The 21594-nt window shown below is 68.3% G+C and carries 21 protein-coding genes; 14 read left to right on the forward strand and 7 right to left on the reverse strand.

What is annotated here, in order from left to right; translation table 11 throughout:
* Positions 1–219 precede the first annotated feature (219 nt).
* Both ACLJQ7_RS37175 and ACLJQ7_RS37180 read right to left on the reverse strand, forming a co-directional pair.
* Positions 220–639 (reverse strand): hypothetical protein, encoded by a 420-nt coding sequence (locus tag ACLJQ7_RS37175; protein ID WP_410652857.1) that lies wholly within the window; start codon positions 637–639, stop codon positions 220–222.
* Positions 557–1189, reverse strand: coding sequence for a hypothetical protein (locus tag ACLJQ7_RS37180; protein ID WP_410652858.1), 633 nt, complete (start codon positions 1187–1189; stop codon positions 557–559). The genes ACLJQ7_RS37175 and ACLJQ7_RS37180 overlap by 83 nt, the downstream gene beginning before the upstream one ends.
* Before the next feature lie 366 nt (positions 1190–1555).
* Here ACLJQ7_RS37180 and ACLJQ7_RS37185 point away from each other — a divergent pair, with 366 nt between their 5' ends.
* The 5 genes from ACLJQ7_RS37185 to ACLJQ7_RS37205 all read left to right on the forward strand — a co-directional run bounded on the left by ACLJQ7_RS37185 (position 1556) and on the right by ACLJQ7_RS37205 (position 7565).
* Positions 1556–1729, forward strand: coding sequence for a hypothetical protein (locus ACLJQ7_RS37185; protein ID WP_410652859.1), 174 nt, complete (start codon positions 1556–1558; stop codon positions 1727–1729).
* An 81-nt stretch (positions 1730–1810) separates the two neighbouring features.
* On the forward strand, positions 1811–4423 hold the full coding sequence (locus ACLJQ7_RS37190; protein WP_410652860.1) for a CHAT domain-containing protein: 2613 nt from the start codon (positions 1811–1813) through the stop codon (positions 4421–4423).
* Positions 4424–4634: 211 nt separating this feature from the next.
* Positions 4635–5150, forward strand: coding sequence for a lytic polysaccharide monooxygenase auxiliary activity family 9 protein (locus ACLJQ7_RS37195; RefSeq protein WP_034317732.1), 516 nt, complete (start codon positions 4635–4637; stop codon positions 5148–5150).
* A 248-nt stretch (positions 5151–5398) separates the two neighbouring features.
* The gene (locus ACLJQ7_RS37200) at positions 5399–6346 is read left to right on the forward strand and encodes a DNA polymerase domain-containing protein (protein ID WP_410652861.1); all 948 of its coding nucleotides are present in this window, start codon (positions 5399–5401) and stop codon (positions 6344–6346) included.
* A gap of 64 nt (positions 6347–6410) precedes the next feature.
* A complete protein-coding gene (locus tag ACLJQ7_RS37205) occupies positions 6411–7565 on the forward strand; it encodes a 4-hydroxybenzoate 3-monooxygenase (protein ID WP_410652862.1) in 1155 nt (384 codons plus the stop codon).
* 134 nt (positions 7566–7699) lie between these two features.
* Here ACLJQ7_RS37205 and ACLJQ7_RS37210 read toward each other — a convergent pair whose 3' ends face one another.
* The 3 genes from ACLJQ7_RS37210 to ACLJQ7_RS37220 form a co-directional block, all read right to left on the reverse strand.
* Positions 7700–8326, reverse strand: a complete 627-nt coding sequence (locus ACLJQ7_RS37210; RefSeq protein WP_410652863.1) for an AAA family ATPase — start codon at positions 8324–8326, stop codon at positions 7700–7702.
* A gap of 55 nt (positions 8327–8381) precedes the next feature.
* A complete protein-coding gene (locus ACLJQ7_RS37215; RefSeq protein WP_410652864.1) occupies positions 8382–9047 on the reverse strand; it encodes a DUF998 domain-containing protein in 666 nt (221 codons plus the stop codon).
* Between the two features lie 109 nt (positions 9048–9156).
* On the reverse strand, positions 9157–10308 hold the full coding sequence (locus ACLJQ7_RS37220; protein ID WP_410652865.1) for a beta-ketoacyl synthase N-terminal-like domain-containing protein: 1152 nt from the start codon (positions 10306–10308) through the stop codon (positions 9157–9159).
* Between the two features lie 134 nt (positions 10309–10442).
* Between ACLJQ7_RS37220 and ACLJQ7_RS37225 the strand changes: the two genes are divergently transcribed.
* The 3 genes from ACLJQ7_RS37225 to ACLJQ7_RS37235 all read left to right on the forward strand — a co-directional run bounded on the left by ACLJQ7_RS37225 (position 10443) and on the right by ACLJQ7_RS37235 (position 14361).
* Positions 10443–13019, forward strand: coding sequence for an EAL domain-containing protein (locus tag ACLJQ7_RS37225; protein ID WP_410652866.1), 2577 nt, complete (start codon positions 10443–10445; stop codon positions 13017–13019).
* Positions 13020–13433: 414 nt separating this feature from the next.
* Positions 13434–13997: a TetR/AcrR family transcriptional regulator gene (locus ACLJQ7_RS37230; protein ID WP_410652867.1), complete on the forward strand. Its 564-nt coding sequence runs from the start codon at positions 13434–13436 to the stop codon at positions 13995–13997.
* Position 13998: 1 nt separating this feature from the next.
* The gene (locus ACLJQ7_RS37235) at positions 13999–14361 is read left to right on the forward strand and encodes a tautomerase family protein (RefSeq protein ID WP_410652868.1); all 363 of its coding nucleotides are present in this window, start codon (positions 13999–14001) and stop codon (positions 14359–14361) included.
* On the opposite strand, the gene ACLJQ7_RS37240 is transcribed toward ACLJQ7_RS37235, so the two are convergent.
* Entirely contained in the window at positions 14362–15057 is a 696-nt protein-coding gene (locus tag ACLJQ7_RS37240) for a CDP-alcohol phosphatidyltransferase family protein (protein WP_410652869.1), read from the reverse strand.
* A gap of 60 nt (positions 15058–15117) precedes the next feature.
* Between ACLJQ7_RS37240 and ACLJQ7_RS37245 the strand changes: the two genes are divergently transcribed.
* Genes ACLJQ7_RS37245 through ribA form a run of 5 tightly spaced genes read left to right on the forward strand, consistent with a single transcriptional unit; the run spans position 15118 to position 19963 of the window.
* A complete protein-coding gene (locus ACLJQ7_RS37245) occupies positions 15118–16098 on the forward strand; it encodes a zinc-dependent alcohol dehydrogenase (protein ID WP_410652870.1) in 981 nt (326 codons plus the stop codon).
* 22 nt (positions 16099–16120) lie between these two features.
* On the forward strand, positions 16121–16519 hold the full coding sequence (locus ACLJQ7_RS37250) for a 6-pyruvoyl trahydropterin synthase family protein (protein ID WP_410652871.1): 399 nt from the start codon (positions 16121–16123) through the stop codon (positions 16517–16519).
* Entirely contained in the window at positions 16516–17583 is a 1068-nt protein-coding gene (locus ACLJQ7_RS37255) for a glycosyltransferase family 4 protein (protein ID WP_410652872.1), read from the forward strand. The genes ACLJQ7_RS37250 and ACLJQ7_RS37255 overlap by 4 nt, the downstream gene beginning before the upstream one ends.
* Entirely contained in the window at positions 17580–18398 is an 819-nt protein-coding gene (locus ACLJQ7_RS37260) for an SAM-dependent methyltransferase (protein ID WP_410652873.1), read from the forward strand. The genes ACLJQ7_RS37255 and ACLJQ7_RS37260 overlap by 4 nt, the downstream gene beginning before the upstream one ends.
* On the forward strand, positions 18395–19963 hold the full coding sequence (gene ribA / locus ACLJQ7_RS37265) for a GTP cyclohydrolase II (protein WP_410652874.1): 1569 nt from the start codon (positions 18395–18397) through the stop codon (positions 19961–19963). Before ACLJQ7_RS37260 ends, ribA begins: the two co-directional genes overlap by 4 nt.
* A gap of 9 nt (positions 19964–19972) precedes the next feature.
* Here ribA and ACLJQ7_RS37270 read toward each other — a convergent pair whose 3' ends face one another.
* Positions 19973–20668 carry a creatininase family protein gene (locus ACLJQ7_RS37270; protein WP_410652875.1) on the reverse strand — a complete coding sequence of 232 codons (696 nt, stop codon included), beginning with the start codon at positions 20666–20668 and terminating at the stop codon, positions 19973–19975.
* An 18-nt stretch (positions 20669–20686) separates the two neighbouring features.
* Here ACLJQ7_RS37270 and ACLJQ7_RS37275 point away from each other — a divergent pair, with 18 nt between their 5' ends.
* Entirely contained in the window at positions 20687–21475 is a 789-nt protein-coding gene (locus ACLJQ7_RS37275) for an inositol monophosphatase family protein (RefSeq protein WP_410652876.1), read from the forward strand.
* Positions 21476–21594 lie beyond the last annotated feature (119 nt).

A 21594-nucleotide genomic window follows, 5' to 3' on the forward strand; every position in this document is an offset into this window, starting at 1 on the left:
GCATCCAGCAGATGCCCTCTCGCTCAATGGATTTTGTTCCGTCGCAAGAACAATCATCCCAAGCCAGAGGGCATCTGCCCCACCACGACACAACCCACCACCACAATTCACCGGTGGATCCAGGTTGAGGGTTGCGAAAGTGGCTTTCGCAACACCGGCCAATTGGGTCTCGTGAGTGGTACGGACGGTTCGACCGCCCGTACCACTCACGAGTTTCGCCTACGCGCTCAGCAACTGGTTGAAGAACGACCGGTAGCGGCGCAGCGCGATCCGGAGGTCTTCGGTCGCCGGTTCGCCCTGGCTCCACGCGGATTCCAGATCCTTCTTGTGGTCCGCGAACGTCGTGGCCAGATTCTGGATCACGACGGCGACGAGTTCGTCGGCCTCCTTGACCGCCCGCCGCGGATCGTCCACGAACGCCGTTTGGATGCCTTGCCAGCTCTCGCGGAACCTGTCGATGTCGGTGTCGGCGAACAACGTCTGGGCTTCGTCCTCGCCGCCGCGTTCGGGCTCCGGCTCGGTCGCGACCAGGTCCTCGGTGCTCAAGGCCTGCCCGTCAGCGGTCCGTTCCTCGCCGAGCCGATCCGTCGTCCCCGTGACGCGTTCCGTTCCCTCGGTTTCCAGGGGCCTGCTTTCCATGGCTTTCCGCTCCTTCGCCGGCGTCGGTCAACAGATCTTCGAATACTTCGCGGTAGTGCTTCATCGCTTCACGCATGTCCTCTGTGGACATTTCGGATTCCTGATGCCGCACCAGCGTGTCGTGTCCGGCGCGGTAGTGCCGCAACGCGTTCGCGTGCCGGACGGACAGATCCGCGAGCTGCTGGTCGTACCCCTCGGTCGGGTAACCGCGCTCGGCCATCAAGGAGACCAGTACCCGGTCCGCCTCGACGACGGCACCGGACGGACGGTCGACGAACTGTTCCTGGATCAGCGCCCATTCCTGGGCGTACCGGTCCTTTGTGGACTCCGGCAGCGGCCGGATGTCGAGATCCGAATGTCGTTTCACCCGCGACGAAAGCTCACGTTCGGCTTCCCTCGGGCTCTCGTGTTCCTTGATCGCCCGGTCGTACTCGGGCCCGAACGTCTCTCGCAATCGCCGCTTGCGCTGCTCCGCGACGACGAACCAAGCGGCCGCGCCCACCACAAGGATCGCGGCGATGACGATGATGATGACCAACCACGTGGGCATCGTTATCTCCTCCGGATTTTTCGCCGGTCAACCCCCGACAGGTCGTGAGTTCCCCGGTTTCTCGGCCGGAAACCCTTGTGCCGCAGGAAATTTTGGATCTTAGGCCGGATGGCGCAGTGGAATGATCTCGATTCGCGTCTTCTCGTGGGGCGGTGCGGCCATTCGGCGGAGATCGTGAGGCTCGCTAACCAGACATCCCTCTTTCGGGTGCCGACGATGACTCAGTGTAGGTAAAAACTCCCGATCACTGCTCCGTTGTGGCACTATTGCCCCGTTCGCAGGAAGAGGGCCTGTGAACAGAGGGGGCCGTCGTAGCGAGGCTGCCTGGTACGACAAGGAAAGATCATCAGGGGAGGAGATCGTCACATGTCGACGCCTACGGACGTCAAGGACCCCATCGGCGAGGAGGAGCCGGTCAACCCGGTTCTGCCTCAGCCTGACCAGGGGGAACACCTGCACAGCCCCGATTGCGAGCACTCCCGCGACAAGCTGCTGGAATGCTCGGGCGGCTGTGTTCAGACCCCGCCGCCCACTCCCTGATCCGGTATCGAAAGGGGCCCGGTCGCGGAGTCACTCAGTGGCCGGGCTTCTTTCGACTACTAAGTGTGTTGTCATAGTTCGGTGCCTGTGATTGAGCTGAAGCAACCCGACGTCATCCGCGAAGCTCGCGAATTGCACCGAGCCGGCGTCGATGCGGCGTGCTCGGCTCGCCAGCGCGAAGGTGTCCGGCTGCTCCGTCGAGGTCTGGCGCTGCTCGATTCGATTCGGCCGGTCGCCCCGGAGCACCACGATGACTGGCTGGCGACCAGGATCCGGCTCACGTGCACCATCGTGGCGCTCTCGTCCGAAACCGCGGGTGAGGTCAAGGCGGGCATCGCCGGTCTCGACGAGGTTCGGCTCTTGCTCGAATCCGTGTCCGATCCGCTTCTGCGTGCCGAACTCGGAGGGCAGCTGGACCATAATTACGCCCTTCTGCTCATGGCCGCGGGCCGGAATGAGGAGAGCCTGGCGTATTTCGATTCGTCCATCGGGCAGAAGAACGTCGCCCTGGCATCCGCCGAGAACCCGGCTCCGTTGCTGGGGCCCTATCTGGGCACCTTGGCGACACGCGGCTTGGCCAATACGCGATTGGGCGACGTGCGCAAGGCGCGTGACGACCTGACGCGGTCCATCGAGCTCGCGGAGCGGCACGACCTCAAGGCGCAGGCCGCTGACGTGATGAGGCCGCTCGGCTCCCTGGAGCTCAGGGTGGGGAACGTGCCCGCGGCACTGCGCGTCTTCACCAAGGGCGAGCACATTTATCGCGCGCTCGACATGAAGGTCCCTCCGCTGTTGCGGCTCGCGCAAGCCCAGGCTTTGCTGACGGCGGGGCTTGCCGAAGAAGCAGGAGGACACCTCGACGAGGTGCTGCCGGCAATGCTCGCGCAACGAAGTATCAGCCGTGATCTCGCTGATGTGGAGCTGTATCGCGCGTCCGCCGCGCTGATGAGCGACGATCTCGAACTCGCCCGTTCGTATGCCGCGTCCGCACGCCGCCGGATGCTGCGGTGGGGCTGCCAGACCTGCGTCGCCAACGCCACCATCGTCGGCCTTCGTGCCGACGTGCAGGAAGCCTTGCGCACCAACGTGATCCCGCCGACCTTGACGTCTCGCGCGCTGCGCGCGGCGAACGGGATGCCGATGCCGCGGCTCGCCGATCAGGCGGCGCTGGCGCGGATGCTGGCCGTCCGGGTCGAGTTGCGCAAGGGAAAACGCAAACGCGCCGCCGAGTTGCTCGACCGGATTCCGCGTCCGGGACGGCTGACGTCCGTCGATTATCGGATGTTGCGCAGGCTTTGCCGTGCGGAACTCGCGGTGGCCGAGGGCGACAAGACCAGGGCGCTGGCGGAGATCCGGGCCGGGCTGACCGAACTCGACCGCGTCCGCGATCGGATGGGCGGCATCGAGCTGGTGTCCGGGACGGCGCTGCACGGCAGGGAGCTGGCGGATCTGGCCGTCAAAATCGTCCTGGAGCGCGCCGACGCGGTCCGGTTGTTCGGCTGGACGGAGCGGACTCGCGCCCAAAGTTACCGGTACGAACCTGTTATGGCGGCCGATCCGGAGCTCGCCGAGCGGGTCGGTGAGGTCCGAGGCCTCGATCAGGCGATCCACCAGGCGCAGCACGACGGGCATCCGACGGCGGCGTTGCGCTCGAAGCACGCCGAGCGGTTGCGCGAGGCGCATCGGCTCGGGTGGCATACGGGCCGTTGGGGCAGGCCGCGGCCGGTCGCGCGGCTCACCGAGGTCGCCGGGGAGCTGGACGAACGCGCGCTGGTGAGTTTCGCGTCGTCGGGGGACGACCTGGTGGCGATGGTCGTCGTCGGCGGGCGATGCGAACTGGTGCGGCTCGGTTCGGCCGAGCGGGCGGCGGAGTCCGCGCGGACGCTGAACATCGATCTCGACGCCCTCGCCCCGGATCGGCTGCCGTCGCCGCTGGTCCAGTCGGTGCTCGCTTCGGCGCGCAAACAGGCGGAACGGCTGGACGGCCAGTTGATCAGGCCGCTCGAGGCGCTGCTCGGGGATCGCGGTCTGGTCGTCGTGCCGACCGGCCCGTTGTTCGCCGTTCCCTGGGGAGTGCTGCCGGCGCTGCGGTCACGGCCGATCGTCGTGGCCCCGTCGGCGACGGCGTGGCTGGGCGCGGAGCGCGCGGCGACGCCCCGTGCGCGGAAGGTCGTCCTCGTCCGCGGGCCCGGCCTCGTCGGCACCAGGGGTGAGCTGGACAAACTCGCCACGCACTACCGGGCCGCGCATACGCTGGCCGGGGCCGACGCGACCGTGTCCTCCGTCTTGCGCGCGCTGGACGGCGCGAAGCTGGCGCACATCGCCGCGCACGGCGCGCACGAACCCGAGAACGCTCTGTTCTCCCGGTTGGAGCTGGCCGACGGCGCGCTCTTCGCGCACGAGATGGCCGGGCTCGCGCAGCCTCCGGCGCAGGTCGTCTTCGCGGCCTGTGAACTGGCGCTGAACCGGATCCGGCCCGGCGACGAGGTCCTCGGTTTCGCCAGCGCGTTGCTCGCGAGCGGTTCGCGGACGGTGATCGCGCCGTTGAGCCGAGTCGGTGACGAGGCCGCGGCGGCCGCGATGGACGACTACCACCGCGGACTCGCCGAAGGGGCCGGACCGGCGACGGCCCTGGCGGACACCATCGCCGTTGATCCGTTCCGGCGACCGTTCGTCTGTTTGGGTGCGGGCTGAACGTCCGGCTTGACAACCCCTGTTCGATCTTCACGACTCCAAGTGCTCGGTTGGTTACTCTTGACCGAGTCGTCTGAACCAATTATGGTCTAGACCACATTCGCCTGGTCGGAGTTTCGGTGGATGTGTCCCGACCTTCATTGGTAGTTCGCTCGCTGTGACCCAGGAATCTCGAGTCGGCGGTGGGTGTAGAGATGGGAAAGGGGTAGGCATGAGCTTCAAACGACGGCTTTTGACCCTGGCGGCAGGTGCGGCGATGGTGCCGGCGGCTCTGGTCGCGATCCCGGCGGGCACCGCCAACGCGCACGGTTATGTTTCCTCGCCTGCGAGCAGGCAGGCACAGTGTGCGCAGAACACCGTTTCCTGTGGCTCCATCAAATGGGAGCCGCAAAGTGTCGAGGGCCCCAAGGGTCTCATGAGCTGTAACGGCGGCGTCGGCCGTTTCGCGGACCTCAATGACGACAGCAAGGGCTGGAAGGTGCATTCCCTCGGCCGTACCACCACGTTCCGGTGGACGCTGACGGCTCGCCACCGCACCAGCACCTGGGAGTACTTCGTCGACGGCGCCAAGGTCGCCAGCTTCAACGACGGCGGCGCGCAGCCGGGCGCCACGGTCACCCACAGCGTGAACCTGCAGCAGAGCGGGCGGCACAAGATCCTCGCCCGCTGGAACGTCTACGACACGGCCAACGCGTTCTACGCCTGCATCGACGCCAACATCAGCTAGGACAGCGCCTAGGCCGTGTCCTGCAAGTCTTGTTCGCGGTCTCCGCGCCCAAGTGGTCCCTGGCGGCACGGGGCGGACGCGGCCGAGTACGACCCGGTACGAGGCCGGCCCGCCCGCACCGCCAGGAACCACCTGGATCACGAAGCCCATCGAACAGACTTACAGGACACGGCCTAGGTACCGACTCTCGTGAGTGGTAGTGACGCCGTCACTACCACTCACGAGATTTTTTGTGCCACGCTCACCTCATGAGCGATGAGGAGCGTGACGGCGTCAAGCTGACCAACCTCGACCAGCCGTTGTTCGAGAGCGCGACCAAACGCGACCTGGTGGACTATCTGGACGCCGTCGCGGGCCGCATTCTCCCGGTCCTGGAGAACAGGCCGCTTTCGGTCATCCGCGTCCTTCGCGGCCAGGGCCCGTTCATGCAGAAGAACCTGCCCAAATACACGCCGGACTGGGTGAAGCGGTACGAGATGTGGGCGGAGAGGTCGAAACGGCAGGTGTCGTACGCGCTCTGCGACGACCGCCGGACGCTGTTGTGGTTCGCGAACCAGCGTGCCGTCGAATACCACCTGACGCTGATGACCGCGGACGTCGACGCGAGCCCGACCCATCTGGTGCTGGATCTCGACCCGCCCGCGGGAGACGATTTCGCCCACGTCGTGAAGGCCGCGATGCTGGTGCGGCAGGCCCTCGCCGACTCGGGGCTCGCCGGGGCGGTGAAGACCAGTGGTTCCAAGGGTGTGCACATCTTCGTCCCGCTGGCGCCGGGGCAGGGCGTCGACGACGTCGCGGCGGCGACCCGCGCCCTCGCCGCCCGTGCGGAGCAGGTCGACCCGGCGGTCGCGACGACCGCGTACATCGTGGAAGACCGTGAGGGGAAGGTGTTCCTCGATTCGACACGGGCGGGCGGGAACACGGTCGCGGCGGCGTACAGCCCCCGCTTGCGGCCGGGGCTGACGGTGTCGTTCCCGGTGGCCTGGGACGAGCTCGAAAACGTGGTCCCCGCCGATTTCACCGTCTACACGGCGCCGGGTCTCCTGGGGGACAAGGATCCGTGGGCCGAGTCGATGCCGGAGCCGCAGACGCTGCCCGCCGATCTGGTCGCGCAAGGGCACACGATCCCGATCGCCCGCGTCGTGGCGATGCACGAGGGGAAACGCAGGGCGAGGGCGCGCGCTCGGGAGGACTGACGCCCGCGACGCCACGGGGTTTTGTGTACCTTGGACCGGGGGCGGGCAAGGTACTGGGGGCTTCGTGGGAAAGATCGATGCCGACGTGCTGATCGTGGGGGCAGGCCCGGCGGGGCTCGTGCTGGGAAACCTGGTGCGGGCCGCCGGAATCGACTGCGTGATCTTGGAGCGTCGAAGCCGTGAGTATGTCGAAAACCGGGCCAGGGCGGGCTTTCTCGCCGAGAACAGTGTCCGCGTGCTCACGGAGAACGGGCTCGCCGACGGGCTGCTCGAGAAAGGCCTGAGGCACGACACCTGCGCCTTTCGTGATGATCAGGCCGAATTCGAGCTCAAGTACAGCGAACTCGGGAACGGCGAGGTGCACACCGTCTATCCGCAACAGTTCCTGGTGACCGACCTGATCGCGGAATTCCTCGCCCGTGGCGGGGAGATCAGGTTCGGGGCCGAGGTCACCTCGGTGTCGGGGATGGACGCGACGGTCATCGCCGACGATCTTCTCTTGCGTGCCAAGTACATCGCCGGTTGCGACGGCAGGCGCGGGATTTCGCTGAGATCCGTGCCCGCGCGGGTCTTCCGGCGGGACCACGACATCTCGTGGCTCGCGATCCTCGCCGAGGCGCCGCCGAGTATGTCCGCGGTCGGCTACGCGATCCATGAACGCGGATTCGCCGGGCATATGGCCAGGACGCCGACGGTGACGCGCTACTACCTCGAAGTACCGCGCGGCGAGGATCCGGAGAACTGGGACGACGACCGGATCTGGGACGAACTGCACGTGCGGATGCGGGCCGACCGCTACGGCGAGCTCAAACGCGGCGCCATCATCGAGCGCCGGATCGTGGACCTGGCCTCGCGGGTGATGGACACGATCCAGCGGGGAAATCTGTTCCTCGCCGGAGACGCGGCGAGCCTGATCAGTCCCGCCGCGGCGAAGGGCGCGAATCTCGCGTTGATGGAAGCCGAGATCCTCGCGCACGCGTTGATCGAAGCCTGCACCGAGAGCGACAAGACGGCGCTCGAGCGCTATTCAGCCGACTGCCTGCCCCGGATCTGGCGCGCGCAGGAGTTCTCCCTCTGGATGATCGACCTGCTGCACGGCCCCGCCGGATACGACGACGAATCCGTCTTTCAGCGGGCACTGCGGGACGTGCGGCTGGAGAGCCTGCGGGTTTCCCGCGCACACCAGGACTTCTTCGCCGAGAACTACGTGGGTATCTGAACCGATCGCTCGTCGCATCCGTATCCCGGTCAAGAGGGAAAGGACGAACGACGATGCCGGTACGCCTCCGCTGGACGCCGTTGAACCCGCACGCGAACCGTCCCGTGCCCGCGGACGAACCCGAGCCGGAACCGCTAGCCGGCGCGGACGGCGGGTGCCGCGGGCCGCTCGACGCGGAGGAGCCGGACGTCGCCTGAGCGGTCTCTCCCCGGCTCCTCCTCGGTGACGAAGCGCAGCGCCCCGGTGACCTCACGGGTCACCATCCGCGCACCGTGCCAGCCTGACGGCACCCAGCCCTCGCGCAGGGCGCGGCGCAGCCTCTCGGCCCGTTTGACGTGGCGGGCGAACGAGTGCCGCCGGATGACGCGCCCGCGGGCGACCTGGCCCGCTCGGGCGTCCTCCGGGGTGACGTCGAGCCACAGCAGCCGGACCGGGCGGCGGCTCACCAGGCCGAGCAGGGCCAGCAGCCCGCGGGTCGTCGCCCGGGTCGACGGCTCGTGCACGATGAGCGGGCCGCCGTCGGCCAGCGCGAACCGGACGACCCGCGCGCGATGCCACAGGTGGACCACCGGCCGGTAGAACCGGTACGGCAGCGCGGGCGGCAGCCGTGCGCGCAGGCGCGCGCGGACCTGATCGGAGTCGAGCACCGGGAGGGCGCCGGTCGCCGCCCGGGACAGCAGGGTGGTCTTGCCGGCCCCGGGAACCCCCGCGACCACCAGCAGGTCGCGGCGGCCGAGGCGGAATGCGATGCGATCGGTCATAAGGCTTCAACGACCCGGCGGATGGCAAAGGTTCCTTTACCATCACCGGCGCAGGTCAGGCCGTCACCCGGGTCCCCGCCGTCACCGGCTTGTCGGGCAGCAGCGTCCCGCCCTTGGTGAGCCACGCGACACCGAACGCGAGGATCGCGATCGATTCCAGCCACAGCGCCGGGTACAGATCCTTCGTCAGCTCGTCGAAGACCAGCCCGCAGAGCACGATTAACGCCAGGCACACCAGCATGATCACGCCGGACGCGACGTACAGCTGGTTCCGGACGGGTTTGCGGGCGCCGGGAATCTCCTTGTCCGACTTGGTGAACAGCACGATGCAGAAGAACGCCAAGGTGAGGAAGAAGACCGCGGCGAAGCCGAGGTGCAGGAGACCGATGATCTCGTCGGTACGGTCGCCGTTCGCCGGTGTGGTGGGGAAGAGCGCCACCCCGACGGCGGCCACGGCCGCGATGTTGCCGGCGATGTCGTCGACCCGGCCGTAACCGCGGTAGGACAACAGGAAGACGCCGATGGCACACATGACGCCGACCCAGACGTCCCGCATTCCCGAGTAGTAGTACCCGCTGATCGAATTGAGCAGGCCGCCGCCGTCGACGAGCAGCTTCCCGAAGATCAGCACGAAGGGCAGTCCGGTCCCGAGGAAACCGATGGCACGCCGCAGGAACAGGTAGTTGTGGACGAGGTTGTCGGTCGCCGTTCGCGGGCTCATGGTCGCCTCCGTGCTCGGTGCGTTGTCGCTACCGGGAAGTATCGACCACTTGAGCACCGGAAATGACGGTTCGTGACGACGTTGAGACCGTGTGTTATCGAATTGCTCGCTAGCCGGTTTCCAACACGACAGCCGCGACGTAGCCGCCCATCCCGATCGACGTCTTGACGGTGAGCCCGCTTTCCGGCCGGGCCGGTCCCTCCATCAGCTGTGCATGACCGTCCGCCACCGGTTTCGGCGCCGGGATGAGGTCGCGCTCCGCGGCGAGGCAGATCGTCGCGATCTCGGTCAGCGCGCTGCCCGACTGGCTGTGCCCGGTCAGCGGTTTGATCGAGTAGATCTCGGTCTGCCGGGGGAAGACCGTTTCGAGGATCTGGGATTCCGTGCGATGGCAGAGTTTCGTGCCTGTCCCGTGCGCGTTCAGGTAGCGGACGTCGGACGGCGCGGCGGTCGCGTTCTCCAGTGCCCCGGTCACCGCCGCGATCGCGTTCGCCGGATCGGGGTCGAGCGCCATCGCGTTGTGCGCTTCATGCGTCATGGCGCCGCCTCGCAACGTCGCGTACGACTCGGTCTTCCGCTGGGTCAGCACCACCGCGACCGCGGCCTCGGAGAAGGTGAAACCCCTTGTGCCCTCTTGGAAAGGACGGCACGCCTCAAGCGGGGGCAGGTCGGTGATCGCCACTCCGCAGTGCACGAAGTTGCGCACCATCGGCCTGGTCGCGGACAGATCCGTGGTGACCACGACCACGTCGTCGGCCATGCCGGCGTCCAGCCACATCTTCGCGGTGAGCACCGCGGCGCTGCCGGTCGCGCACATGGCGGACGTGGCCATGGAGGGGCCGTGGAAACCGAACTCCGCCATCAGGGTGGCGATCGGCGTCGAGGGCATCATGCCGATGAATTCGCGCCGGTACATGAGTTGCTCGCCCATCTCGGTGAGCCGGTCCCAGGTGCGCAGGTCTTCGCGGACACCGCCGGAGATGACGCCGACCCGGTGCCCCGGTGTCCAGCCCCGCGCGCCGGCGTCCTCGATGGCTTCCCGTGCCGCGGCGAGCAAGGCGCGCGCGTGCAGGCTGCCGTCCCTGGCGCGCCCGCCCTCGGGGACGTGCGCGACCCAGCCCGGTTGATCCGGGGTTTCCCCGAAGCCTTCGGTGAATTGGGCGCAGGGGACGCCGCTCGCCAGGCCCTCCCACAGTGATTCGCGCCCCCAGCCGTAGGCGGTTACGGCGCCGATGCCGCAGATGTCTGTTTTGCTCCGCACGTGTTTCCCTTCAACTACATTCAGTCAACGCTGGGGTGGAATAGCCGCACCGGTCAGCTGTCCGGGGAGGACGGCTACGTCGATTTAGTGATCTAATCGGAAGCTACATCAGTCGAGTAGGGGGTTTGGATCAGATGGATCCTGACGATCTCGACGGTGGGCTTCCCGACACCCACCGGCCTTCGGATCAGGATTCCTCGCCAGCGAACGGCACCGCGACCCGCACGGTGGGAAAACCCGACCGGCACACGTCGCTCGTCCGTCTGCTGACCGAGTTGTCCGCCGAGAGGGATCAGCGTGGCGAACCCGCGCTCGCCTTTCTCGGTCAGGGGTACCGCCTTTTGGAGCAAAATTCCGACGGCGGCGCATTGGGAACGCAATATCTCACGATGGTGGAGGCGAGTCCTTACGGGATCTGTGTCCATCAGCGGGGCAAAGTCGTCTTCGTGAACTCGGCCACGATGCGCTTCGTGGGCGCGCACGTGTCGACCGAGATCATCGGGATGCACATCACGGATCTGGTCGACGCCGGCTCGCAGGACGCGCTGCTGGCACGGATCGGCTCGCTGGTTTCGCCCGGCTCGTTCAGCGAGCCGACCGAGATGACGCTGCGGACGCTTCAGGGGCGAAGTGTCACGGTCGAATCGCAGGCGGTGCTCACGACGTGGGAGGGCAAGCCCGCGTACCAGGTGATCATGCGCGACCTGACCACGCAGAAGGCGGCCGAGGCCGGTCTGCGGTTTCAGGCCGCCCTGGTCGGGCACGCGAGCGACGCGATCATCGCGACGTCCCCCGACGGGCTGGTGACCAGCTGGAATCCGGCGGCCGAGGCCGTCTACGGCCATGATCTCGACCAGGTCATCGGGGTTCCGGTGGCCGAGGTCGTCGGCGCGCCGATGAGCCCGCGGCAGGTCGTCGCCGCGGGCGGTGTCGTGCAGGCCACGCATTACAGCGCCGACGGCACGGCGCTGGCGGTGCGGGTCTCCGCGGCCGAGATGTTCGACGGTTATGTGCTGCTGTGCGCCGACGAGACCGCGCAACGCCGGGCCGAGGCCGAATTCGCCACCGTCGTCGAGACGCTCGACGAAGGAGTGCTGCTGGTCGGCCCCGGCGGACGGATCGAACTGGCGAACTCCGCGGCGCACCGCATCGCCGGGGTGCCGCCGGGTTCCCTGGTCGGCCTGGAGAGCCGGACGTTGCGGCTGCACGACGAGCAGGGCGTTCCGGTGCCCGTCGACGACCTGCCGTCCGCGCGGGTGCGGCGGTCCGGGAAGGTCGAGACCGGGCGGGTCGTGCAGGTGCGGCGGCGCGACGGCGCGCACCGATGGCTTTCGCTGACCTCCGGTCCGCTGATGGCACCGGGGCAGAGCGTGCCCTCCGTGCTGACGTCCTTCGCCGACATCACCGAGCGGCGGGCGATCAGCGAACGGCTGGCCTACGAGGCCACCCACGACCCGCTGACCAGGCTCGCGAACCGCACGCTCGCGCTGAACCACCTGCGCCGCACGATCGCCGATCCGGCGCGGACGACCACCGTGATGTTCATCGACCTCGACAAGTTCAAGATCATCAACGATTCGCTCGGTCATACCGTCGGCGACCAGGTGCTGCGCATCATCGGCGACCGGCTGCGGGCCGCCGCCGGGCCTTCGGATCTGGTCGGACGGCTCGGCGGGGACGAGTTCCTGGTCATCACCACCGGTTATACCGAAGCCGCCGAAGTGCGGGCACTGGCCGACCATCTCCAACGGCGGCTCGCCGAATCGCTCACCGTGCACGGCCGCGAACTGCATATAAATACGAGTATTGGAATAGTGATCGCCGAACCGGGCGATCGGCGCAGTGCCGACGAATTGCTGGAAGACGCCGATTTGGCGATGTATCAGGCCAAGACATTCGGGCCGGGACGTTATGCGTTCTATGCGCCGATCATGCGGAAACGAGTACAAGACCGTTTCGCGTTGGAGCAGGATCTGCGCAACGCCGTCGCCGAAGGCCTGGTCGAGACCGTTTATCAGCCCGTCGTCGATTTGAGGACCGGTGACATGGTCGCGGTGAAGGCGAAGTCCTGCTGGAATCACCCGGAGCGCGGACCGATCGATCCGGCGGAATTGGCCGAGATCTCCGACGACGGCGATCTTTTGACGGTCATCGGGGCGGCGGTCCTCGCCAAGGCCGCCCGCGAGATCTCTCGATGGCGTGCCGATCATGGTGTGCACTGTAATGTGAATGTGAGTCTTTCGGTCCGCCAACTGGGCGATCCCGCGCTGCTGCAAGTGGTCCAGACAACTCTGGAAGCCGCGGGGCTGGGGCCGCAGGACCTGAGCCTCGACGTCGACGAAACGGCGCTGAAGGACGCGGCCGACGCGGTCGACGCGCTGCGGAAGACCGGCGTGCGGGTGACCGCGGAACGGTTCGGCGCCGGGTATTCCTCGCTCGCCCAGCTGTGCCGCCTCGATCTGAACGTGATCGAGATCGACCGGTCGTTCGTGGCCGATCTCGGCAGGTCGAGCGACGCCGAGCCGATCGTCGCCGGGATCATGGCGATGGCGCACGCCGTCGACCTCGTGGTGGTCGCCGAAGGCGTCGAAACCGCGCGGCAGCTCGAGGTTCTGCACGAACTCGGCTGCGATTGGGCGAAGGGGCCGCTCGTCGCGGCGCCGGGCCGGGTCGAGGACCTAAAGCGCGCGTACGAACACGTCGTGCGATGAACCCGGCGGCCGCCGCGTCGTGATTGCTCGGGGTCCGTTCGGGTGGTCCGTGAAGGCCTCCTTGAGGGACCCAGAGTCCCTCAAGGAGGCCTTCACGGACTTTGGGGCGTGCGAAGGTCGAGTTTCCTCGGCTGAGCCGCGGGAAGGGGGCCTTCACGCGCGCTGGGTGTGGGGCTTGAGGTCGGTGGGGCACATGTGGCGATCTGGCGGTACATGAAGGACCCCTTGCTGTACCTAGGCGCAAGGAAGGGGGCCTTCATGTACTTGGAAGCCTCCCGGGGGCGCAATTAGTCGGCTAATTGCGGGCGTTAGGCGCCTGACCTGCGGATTTGCGTGAAAGTGGTAGCAAAGGTCCCTTGCTCCCCCGGGGTGCCGACTTGATCCCTGTACCTACTAGTATGTACGGTCAGGATCGTGGACAAGAGGGAAAGGCTCATCGAGAGCACCCGCGAGCTTCTGTGGGAGCGCGGCTACGTCGGCACCAGCCCGAAGGCGATCCAGGAACGCTCCGGCGCCGGTCAGGGCAGCATGTACCACCACTTCCAGGGCAAGTCCGAACTCGCGCTCGCCGCGATCGCCCGCAGCGCCGAAGATCTGCGCGCCAGGGCGGAGGCCGAGTTCTCCGGGCCCGGAAAGGCCGTCGAGCGCCTCACCGTCTACCTGCGCCGCGAACGTGCCGTGCTCAAGGGCTGCCCGGTCGGCAGGCTCGCCCAGGATCCCGACGTGATGGCCGACGCGGAACTGCGAAAGCCGGTCGAGGAGTTCTTCGGCTGGCTCACCGGCCGCATCGCCGAGCTGCTCGAAGAGGGTCGCGCGGCCGGCGAACTCGATCAGGCGCTCGACCCGCTCGCCACGGCGACCGCGCTGGTCGCGACGTTGCAGGGCGGCTACATCCTCGCCCGCGCCGCGGGCTCCCCGGACGTGTTCGCGAAAGCCGTCGACGGCGCACTCGGCCTGCTCGCCACCAAGGAGAACTGACATGCCACTCGTCCGTATCGACGCCATCGGGACCGGCAAGCTCGAAGCCCTCGGCAACGCCGTCCACGACGCGATGGTCGAGACGCTCGGCATCCCGGCCGACGACCGCTTCCAGGTCCTCAACGGCGGGGGCACCCTGAAATACGACGACTACCTGGGGATCCACCGCGACGAGGGGGTCGTGTTCATCACGATCACCATGCGGTCGGGGCGCACCGACGAGCAGAAGAAGTCGCTGTACCGGCGGATCGCGGAGCTCGCCGAGGAGTACGCGGGGACCGAGCCGCGGAACGTGTTCATCACGATCACCGAGAACAATCCGGTCGACTGGTCGATCGGGAACGGCGAAGCGCAGTACGCGTGATCAGGCGGGCGCGGCGGTGAAGGCGTGCTGCTCCAGCAGCCACCACGTGTCGCGCCCGAACGACCACGTCAGCAGCGCCAGCGCGCCCAGCGTGACCACGAAACCGGCCCAGAGCGGCAGGATCGTCGACGCCGCCACGACCAGCACGATGCCCTGGACCGCCGCGACCGTCTTGCGCGCCATGCTCGGCGGAAGCGGCGCGTTCAGCCACGGCCACAGCTTGCCCGCCACGACGAAGACGTAGCGCATCGCGCCGATCGTAAGCACCCACGGGCCCAGCGACTGCGCGACGACCACGCTCAGGATCAGGATCAGATACGCGTCGACCTCCATGTCGAACCGCGCGCCGAGCGGGGACGCCGTCCCGGTGCGGCGCGCGACCTGGCCGTCGACGGCGTCCAGGACGAGCGCGACCGTCGCGAGGACGACCATCGCGGCGATCTCCCGGCCCGCGGTGTCGACGACGAGCGCGGTCACGCAGCCGACCAGCCCGGACCGGACGAGCGTGACGGCGTCGGCGGGGCCGAGGGAGCGCGCGGTGCTCCGGCTCAGGCCGTAGGTCAGGAATCCGGCCACGGCGAGGCCGTAGGCCGCGCCGGCGAGCCAGCCCAGCGGGCCCAGCCCGGCGACGGCGTCCAGCGTCCCCAGCAGCGCCAGTTGGACGAGGATCCCCAGGAAAAATCCGGGGTTGATCACGAGGCCTCCTCGTTATGGTGGCGGTGACCCCGCTTCCAGGGTCCGACATGAGAGGACACGATGGAACGCGCCTTCTGGTTCAGTGGTTCCGGCGACGGTGAGATCAGGCCGGTCTCGCTCCCTCCGGTCGGCGACGGGGAAGTCCTGGTCCGCACCCTGTACACGGGCGTGAGCCGGGGCACCGAGACGCTCGTCCTCCGCGGCGAGGTCCCGCCGAGTCAACGCGCGGCCATGCGCGCGCCGTTCCAGGAGGGCGACTTCCCGGGGCCCGTGAAGTACGGATACCTCAACGTCGGCGTGGTCGAACGTGGTCCGGAAGACCTGGTCGGGCAGGTCGTTTTCTGTCTTTATCCGCACCAGACGCGCTATGTCGTCCCGGCGTCGGCCGTGACGCCCGTGCCGCGCGAGGTCCCGCCGGAGCGCGCGATCCTCGCGGGGACGATCGAGACCGCGGTCAACGCCGTCTGGGACGCGTCGCCGAAACTCGGCGACCGGATCGCCGTGGTCGGCGCCGGGATGGTGGGAAGCAGCGTCGCGAAACTGCTCGCCGGCTTCCCGGCGACCAGGGTCCAGCTGATCGACGTCGACCCGGAGCGCGCGAAGATCGCCGAGGCGCTCGGTGTCGACTTCTCGACACCGGAGGACGCGCTGGGCGACTGCGACCTGGTCGTGCACGCCAGCGCGAGCGAGGCGGGGCTCGCGCGGTCACTGGAGCTGCTCGCGCCGGAGGGTGAAGTCATCGAGCTGAGCTGGTACGGCGATCGCCGCGTCAGTGTCCCGCTCGGCGAGAACTTCCATTCACGACGGTTGACGATCCGCAGCAGCCAGGTCGGCATGGTCTCACCGTCCCGCCGCCTGAACCGGGACTACGCCGCCCGCTTGGCGCTCGCCCTGCGTCTCCTGGCCGATCCAGGATTCGAGGTGCTGGTCAGCGGGCAATGTCAGTTCGGTGAACTACCGGACGTCTTGCCGCGTCTGGCCGCGAATGAACCGAGAACGCTCTGCCTCCGTGTGAGCTATCAGCTGGAGGACAAGCGTTAAGGGCACGACCGGAGGAGGCCCGTTGTTCAGTATCACCGTCCGCGACCACGTCATGGTGGCCCACAGCTTCCGAGGCGAGGTCTTTGGCCCCGCGCAGCGGCTGCACGGGGCGACCTTCCTGGTGGACGCGACGTTCCGCCGGTCCGAACTGGACGCCGACAACATCGTCGTCGACATCGGCAAGGCGACCGAAGAGCTCAAAGCGGTGCTCGCCGACCTGAACTACCGCAACCTCGACGACGTGCCCGAGTTCGCCGGGGTCAACACCTCGACCGAGTTCCTCGCCAAGGTCATCGCGGACAGGCTCGCCGACCGCGTCCACGCGGGAGCGCTCGGCGAGGGGGCGAGCGGACTCGAGGGGCTCACCGTCTCATTGCACGAATCCCACATCGCCTGGGCGAGTTACGAGCGTGCGCTGTGACCGGGCTCCACGTCGTACTGCCCAACGACATCGACGACCTGAGCGCGCCCAGCGGCGGCAACGTCTACGACAGACGCCTGTGCGACGGCCTCGCGGCGACGGGCGTGGCGGTCCACGAGATCGCCGTGCGCGGGAACTGGCCGCGGCCCGACACCGAGGCACGCACCGTGCTGGCGCGGAAACTCGCCGAATTGCCCGACGGTGCGGCCGTCCTGATCGACGGGCTGGTCGCTTGCGGGGTGCCCGACGTGATCGGGTTGTCCGCGCGGCGGCTGTCGATCGCGGTGCTGGTGCATCTCCCGCTGGCCGACGAGACCGGCCTGTCGCCTTCGCTCGCCGCCGAGCTGGACCGGCTGGAACGGGAGACGCTCACCGCGGTCGAGGCCGTGGTCGTGACCAGCGCTTGGGCGGCGCGACGGCTGATCGAGCACCACGATCTCGCCCCGCATCGCGTGCACGTGGTGCCGCCCGGGGTGGACAAGGCCGAAGTCGCTTTCGGGAGCCTGAATGGCACGCGGCTGGTCTGCGTCGCCAACGTGACTCCGCGCAAAGGACAGGGCACGCTAGCGGACGCGTTGAAGTCGCTCGAAGATCTACCGTGGACCTGTGAGTGCGTCGGTGCCATTCCCCGTGAGACCCGCTACGTCGAACGCCTGCGGCGACATGCGCTCGGCGATCGGTTCACCCTCGTCGGCCCGCGATCGGGCGAAGCGCTCGAAGCGACGTACGCGGCCGCAGATCTTCTCGTGCTGCCGTCGCGCGCGGAGACCTACGGCATGGTCGTCACCGAGGCGCTCGCACACGGCGTTCCCGTGCTGACGACCGCGGTCGACGCGCTGCCCGACACCCTCGGCCAGGCATCCGACGGCAGCGTGCCCGGGATGCTCGTCCCCGGTGAGGACGTCAACGCGCTGGCCACGGCCCTTCGCCGCTGGCTCACCGAACCTGAACTGCGTGACCGTCTTCGCGCCTCCGCCCGCCTTCGCCGCGAGACGCTGACCGGCTGGGACGAGACGGCCCGCGGTGTCGCCGCCGTTCTGCTGCGCGAAAGGACGGCGGCATGACCAAGTACGCCCCCAGCTGGCTTCGGTTGCGTGAGGACGCCGACGCCACCGCCCGGGCGACCGAGCTGATCGAACCGGTTCGTGCGTTCCTGCGCGAAAAGGATGAGGTCGTCATCCGGGATCTCGGCTGTGGCACCGGTTCGCTCGGCCGTTGGCTGGCGTTGCGGCTGCCCGGCCGCCAGCGCTGGATCCTGCACGACCGCGACATCGATCTGCTCACTCACGCGCTGTCGCGCACCAGCCGTCCGGCACACGCTTTGGACGGAAGCGAGGTCACCGTCGTCACCGAACAGCGTGACATCACCGAGTTACGCGCGGAGGATCTCGCCGGGACCTCCCTGGTGGCGGCGTCGGCGTTGCTCGACCTGCTCACCGCCGAGGAGATGTCCCGGCTGGCGGAGGCCTGCGTCGAAGCGGGCTGCGCGGTCCTGTTCACGCTGAGCGTTTCGGGCCGGGTGGTGCTGTCGCCCAAGGACAAGTTCGACATCGAAATCTCCGACGCCTTCAACGCGCACCAGCGCCGCGTGACCGACGGCCGGTGGCTGCTCGGACCGGACGCGGTGGACGTCGCCTTCGGCGTCTTCGAACGGCTCGGCGCCACCGTGCGGCGTGCTCCCAGCCCGTGGCGGCTCGGGGCCGACCAGGCCGCGCTGACGGCGGAATGGCTCACCGGCTGGGTCGGCGCCGCCTGCGAGCAACGGCCGGAGCTGGCGCCGGAGGGGGACGTCTACCTGCGGTGGCGGCTCGCGCAGTGCGCGGCGGGCGAGCTGGACGCGGTGATCCAGCACGAAGACCTCCTGGTGGTGCCCGCGTGAAACGGTGCTGGCCGTGGCTTCGGATCCTTGGCGCGCTCGGCATCCTCGGAGTGCTCGTCTGGCAGCTGGGCACGGGCGCGTTCCTGGACGGGCTGCGCGAGATCGACGCCGGCGGGATCGCCGCCGCGCTCGGGATCGGTTTCGCCACCACGGTTTTCAGTGCCTGGCGCTGGTGCCTGGTCGCGCGGCGGCTCAGTCTGCGGTTGTCGCTGCCGAGCGCGGTCGGCGAGTACTACCGCGCGCTGTTCCTCAACGGTGTCCTGCCCGCGGGCGTCCTCGGCGACGTCAACCGGGCCGTGCACCACGGCCGCGAAGCCGGTGACGTCCCGCGCGGCGTCCGCGCCGTGGTGCTGGAGCGCGCGGCCGGGCAGATCGCGGTCATCGGCGCTTCGGTCGCCGTCGTGCTGAGCGCGCCTTCCGTGGTGCCGCCGCCGATCGGCGGAGTCGTCACGGGCGCCGGGATCGTGGTCGTCGCCCTCGCCCTCACCCTGATCGTCACCGGGATGACGGCAGGGAAGCGGTGGATCCACAGTGGATCGAACTGGCGCCGCGGCTTCGCCGTCACCCTCGCCGACGTCCGGCTCGGTCTGCTGACCAAGGAGACCTGGCCCGGTGTGAGCCTGCTTTCGGCCGCCACTCTGGCCGGGCATCTCGCGCTGTTCGTCGTCGCCGCGCGCGCGGCCGGGGTCACCGCGCCGGTCGGCGACCTGCTGCCGTTGATGATCCTCGCCCTGCTCGCGATGGGCCTGCCGCTGAACATCGGCGGCTGGGGCCCGCGCGAAGGGGTTTGCGCGCTGCTGTTCGGCGCGGCGGGGCTCGGGTCGGCGCAGGGCGTCACCGTGGCCGTCGTCTACGGCGTGCTCGCGCTCTTTTCCAGCCTTCCCGGTGCGGGCGTCCTGCTCGTGCGTTCCGTCAGGAGTCACCGAACAGACAGGAGAAACCCGATGACCGTCGAGAGGGTCGTGGAGACCAGACTGCCCACCCGATACGGCGTCTTCCGCGCCTATGGGTATCTGGACGCCGACGGCACCGAACAGATGGCGCTGGTGCACGGCGACATCGCGACCTTCGGCATGCTGACGCGGGTCCATTCGGAATGTCTCACCGGAGACGTCTTCAGCTCGATGCACTGCGAATGCGGTGACCAGCTGGCCGCCGCGCTGCAAGTGATCGTCGACGAGGGGGCCGGAGTCCTCGTGTACGCCCAAGGCCACGAAGGACGCGGAATCGGCCTGCTCGCGAAGCTGAAGGCGATGCGGCTGCAGGATGAAGGGCTCGACACCGTCGAGGCGAACATCGCGCTGGGGCTGCCGGTGGACGCGCGCGACTACCGTGCCGCCGCGGAGATCCTGAACGACCTCGGGGTGCGGTCGGTGCGGTTGCTGTCCAACAACCCGGCGAAGGTCGACCAGCTGAAACGGCACGGGGTGCGGATCAGCGAGCGGGTGCCGCTGCTGGTCACGCCGAACGACGAGAACCTGCGGTACCTGCGGACGAAACAGGAGCGGATGCACCACTTCCTGCCGCATCTGGACGCGATCGAGTCGGTGGGCGCGGGGGGCTGAAGGTCCCCTTCAGCCCAGCGCGGCCAGGGTGTCCCCGAAGCTCTCCACCAGTGACTCCAGCACCAGCCGTCCCTTTTCCGCCGTCGCCAGCGAAGGCCGCCCGACCACGCCGGATTCCGAGTACGGGCGCAGGCCTGCCGTCAGCAGGTGCCGCCTGTCGTCGGCGAGGTGATCCGCCTGGGTGAAACCGGGCCGGACCAGCGCCGGGTGTGCGTGCAGCAGAAGGGAGGTCTCCAGTTCCCCGGCGTGCATGTCGCTGTCCAGCGAAGTCTCCAGCCCGGCCGCGTCGTGCGCCGCCTGCCAGCCTTCGACACCGGGGAAGAGCGCCATCGGCGACGTCGACTCCTGGACCACGTTGGACAGGACGTAGTTGCCGCCGTGCGCGTTCACGAGCACCAGTTTCGGTACGCCGGAACGGCGCAGGGAGTCGGCGACGTCGTTCACGACGGCGTACAGGGTCGCGGCCGAAACGCTGACCGTGCCCGCCCAGTCCGCGTGTTCGTGCGAACAGCCGATCGTGATCGGCGGAAGCCGCAGCACCGGGTACGCCGCGGCGAGGGCGCCCGCGATCGTCGTCGCGATCAGGGCGTCGGTGGCGAGCGGGAGGTGCGCTCCGTGCTGTTCGAAACTGCCGACGGGCAGCACCGCGACCTCGGCGCCGCGGGTGTGCTCGTCGGCCGTCGTGGCCGTCGGGAACAGGTCCATTCCGGCTACGGTACCCATATGACCGACCACGCCGCATTGTTGTCCGTGGCCCGCGAGGCCGTCGCCAAGGCGACCGGGATCATCCGCTCGATGACGTCGTTTTCCGTTGCCGCCAAAGGTGATCGCGACATGGTGACCGACGTCGACCTGGCCGTCGAGGACGCCCTCCGCGAATTCCTGGCCCGCGAGACGCCGGAGATCGGCATCCTCGGCGAGGAACGCGGGCACGAGGGCGACAAGGACCTCTGGTGGGCGCTCGACCCGGTCGACGGCACGGCGAACTTCGCGCGCGGCATCCCGCTGTGCGGCGTCTCGCTCGGGCTCGTCGACGGTCTCAAGAGCACGGTCGCGGCGATCTCCCTGCCGTTCCTCGACGTCACCTACACCGCTGCCGAAGGACAAGGCGCGTACGCGGGCGAAGAGCGTCTTGAGGCGTCGACAGCGACGGAGCTGTCCGACGCGATCGTGAGTATCGGAGACTTCGCGCTCGGCGAGGGCGCGGAGGTCAAGAACCGCGTCCGGATGGCGCTGCTGGCCGAACTCGGCGGGCGCGTGCAGCGGGTCCGTTTCCTCGGCTCCGCGGCGATAGACCTGGCCTGGGTCGCGGACGGCAAACTCGACGCGAGCGCCATCCTCTCCAACCAGCCGTGGGACACGATGGCGGGTGTCCTGCTGGTACGGGAGGCCGGAGGCGTGGTCGTCGACACCGACGGCGGCGACCACACGGTGCGTTCGGCGGCCACCATCGCGGTCGGAGCCGGGCTGCGTGACGAGATCGTCGGCGCGATGGCGCGAGCGGCGGGCTGAACTTCGTCACGCCGGAAATGAACCGGACGGGCGTCGCATCCGTGTCTACCGGTAAGGCGCCCGCATCTGGAGGTAATCGTGACCGAACCGGTCGTCTTCGTCCTGCCGGGGGACACCGA

The sequence above is a fragment of the Amycolatopsis sp. cmx-4-54 genome, assembly GCF_046548895.1.
Lineage (GTDB): Bacteria > Actinomycetota > Actinomycetes > Mycobacteriales > Pseudonocardiaceae > Amycolatopsis.

Excerpts from the sequence above, each read along its gene's own strand:
- ACLJQ7_RS37275 (WP_410652876.1), top strand. The coding sequence starts at position 20,687 with ATGACCGACCACGCCGCATTGTTGTCCGTGGCCCGCGAGGCCGTCGCC.
- ACLJQ7_RS37260 (WP_410652873.1), top strand. The coding sequence starts at position 17,580 with ATGACCAAGTACGCCCCCAGCTGGCTTCGGTTGCGTGAGGACGCCGAC.
- ACLJQ7_RS37225 (WP_410652866.1), top strand. The coding sequence starts at position 10,443 with ATGGATCCTGACGATCTCGACGGTGGGCTTCCCGACACCCACCGGCCT.
- ACLJQ7_RS37270 (WP_410652875.1), bottom strand. The coding sequence starts at position 20,668 with ATGGACCTGTTCCCGACGGCCACGACGGCCGACGAGCACACCCGCGGC.
- ACLJQ7_RS37185 (WP_410652859.1), top strand. The coding sequence starts at position 1,556 with ATGTCGACGCCTACGGACGTCAAGGACCCCATCGGCGAGGAGGAGCCG.
- ACLJQ7_RS37200 (WP_410652861.1), top strand. The coding sequence starts at position 5,399 with ATGAGCGATGAGGAGCGTGACGGCGTCAAGCTGACCAACCTCGACCAG.
- ACLJQ7_RS37210 (WP_410652863.1), bottom strand. The coding sequence starts at position 8,326 with ATGACCGATCGCATCGCATTCCGCCTCGGCCGCCGCGACCTGCTGGTG.
- ACLJQ7_RS37245 (WP_410652870.1), top strand. The coding sequence starts at position 15,118 with ATGGAACGCGCCTTCTGGTTCAGTGGTTCCGGCGACGGTGAGATCAGG.
- ACLJQ7_RS37195 (WP_034317732.1), top strand. The coding sequence starts at position 4,635 with ATGAGCTTCAAACGACGGCTTTTGACCCTGGCGGCAGGTGCGGCGATG.
- ACLJQ7_RS37175 (WP_410652857.1), bottom strand. The coding sequence starts at position 639 with ATGGAAAGCAGGCCCCTGGAAACCGAGGGAACGGAACGCGTCACGGGG.
- ACLJQ7_RS37180 (WP_410652858.1), bottom strand. The coding sequence starts at position 1,189 with ATGCCCACGTGGTTGGTCATCATCATCGTCATCGCCGCGATCCTTGTG.
- ACLJQ7_RS37235 (WP_410652868.1), top strand. The coding sequence starts at position 13,999 with ATGCCACTCGTCCGTATCGACGCCATCGGGACCGGCAAGCTCGAAGCC.
- ACLJQ7_RS37215 (WP_410652864.1), bottom strand. The coding sequence starts at position 9,047 with ATGAGCCCGCGAACGGCGACCGACAACCTCGTCCACAACTACCTGTTC.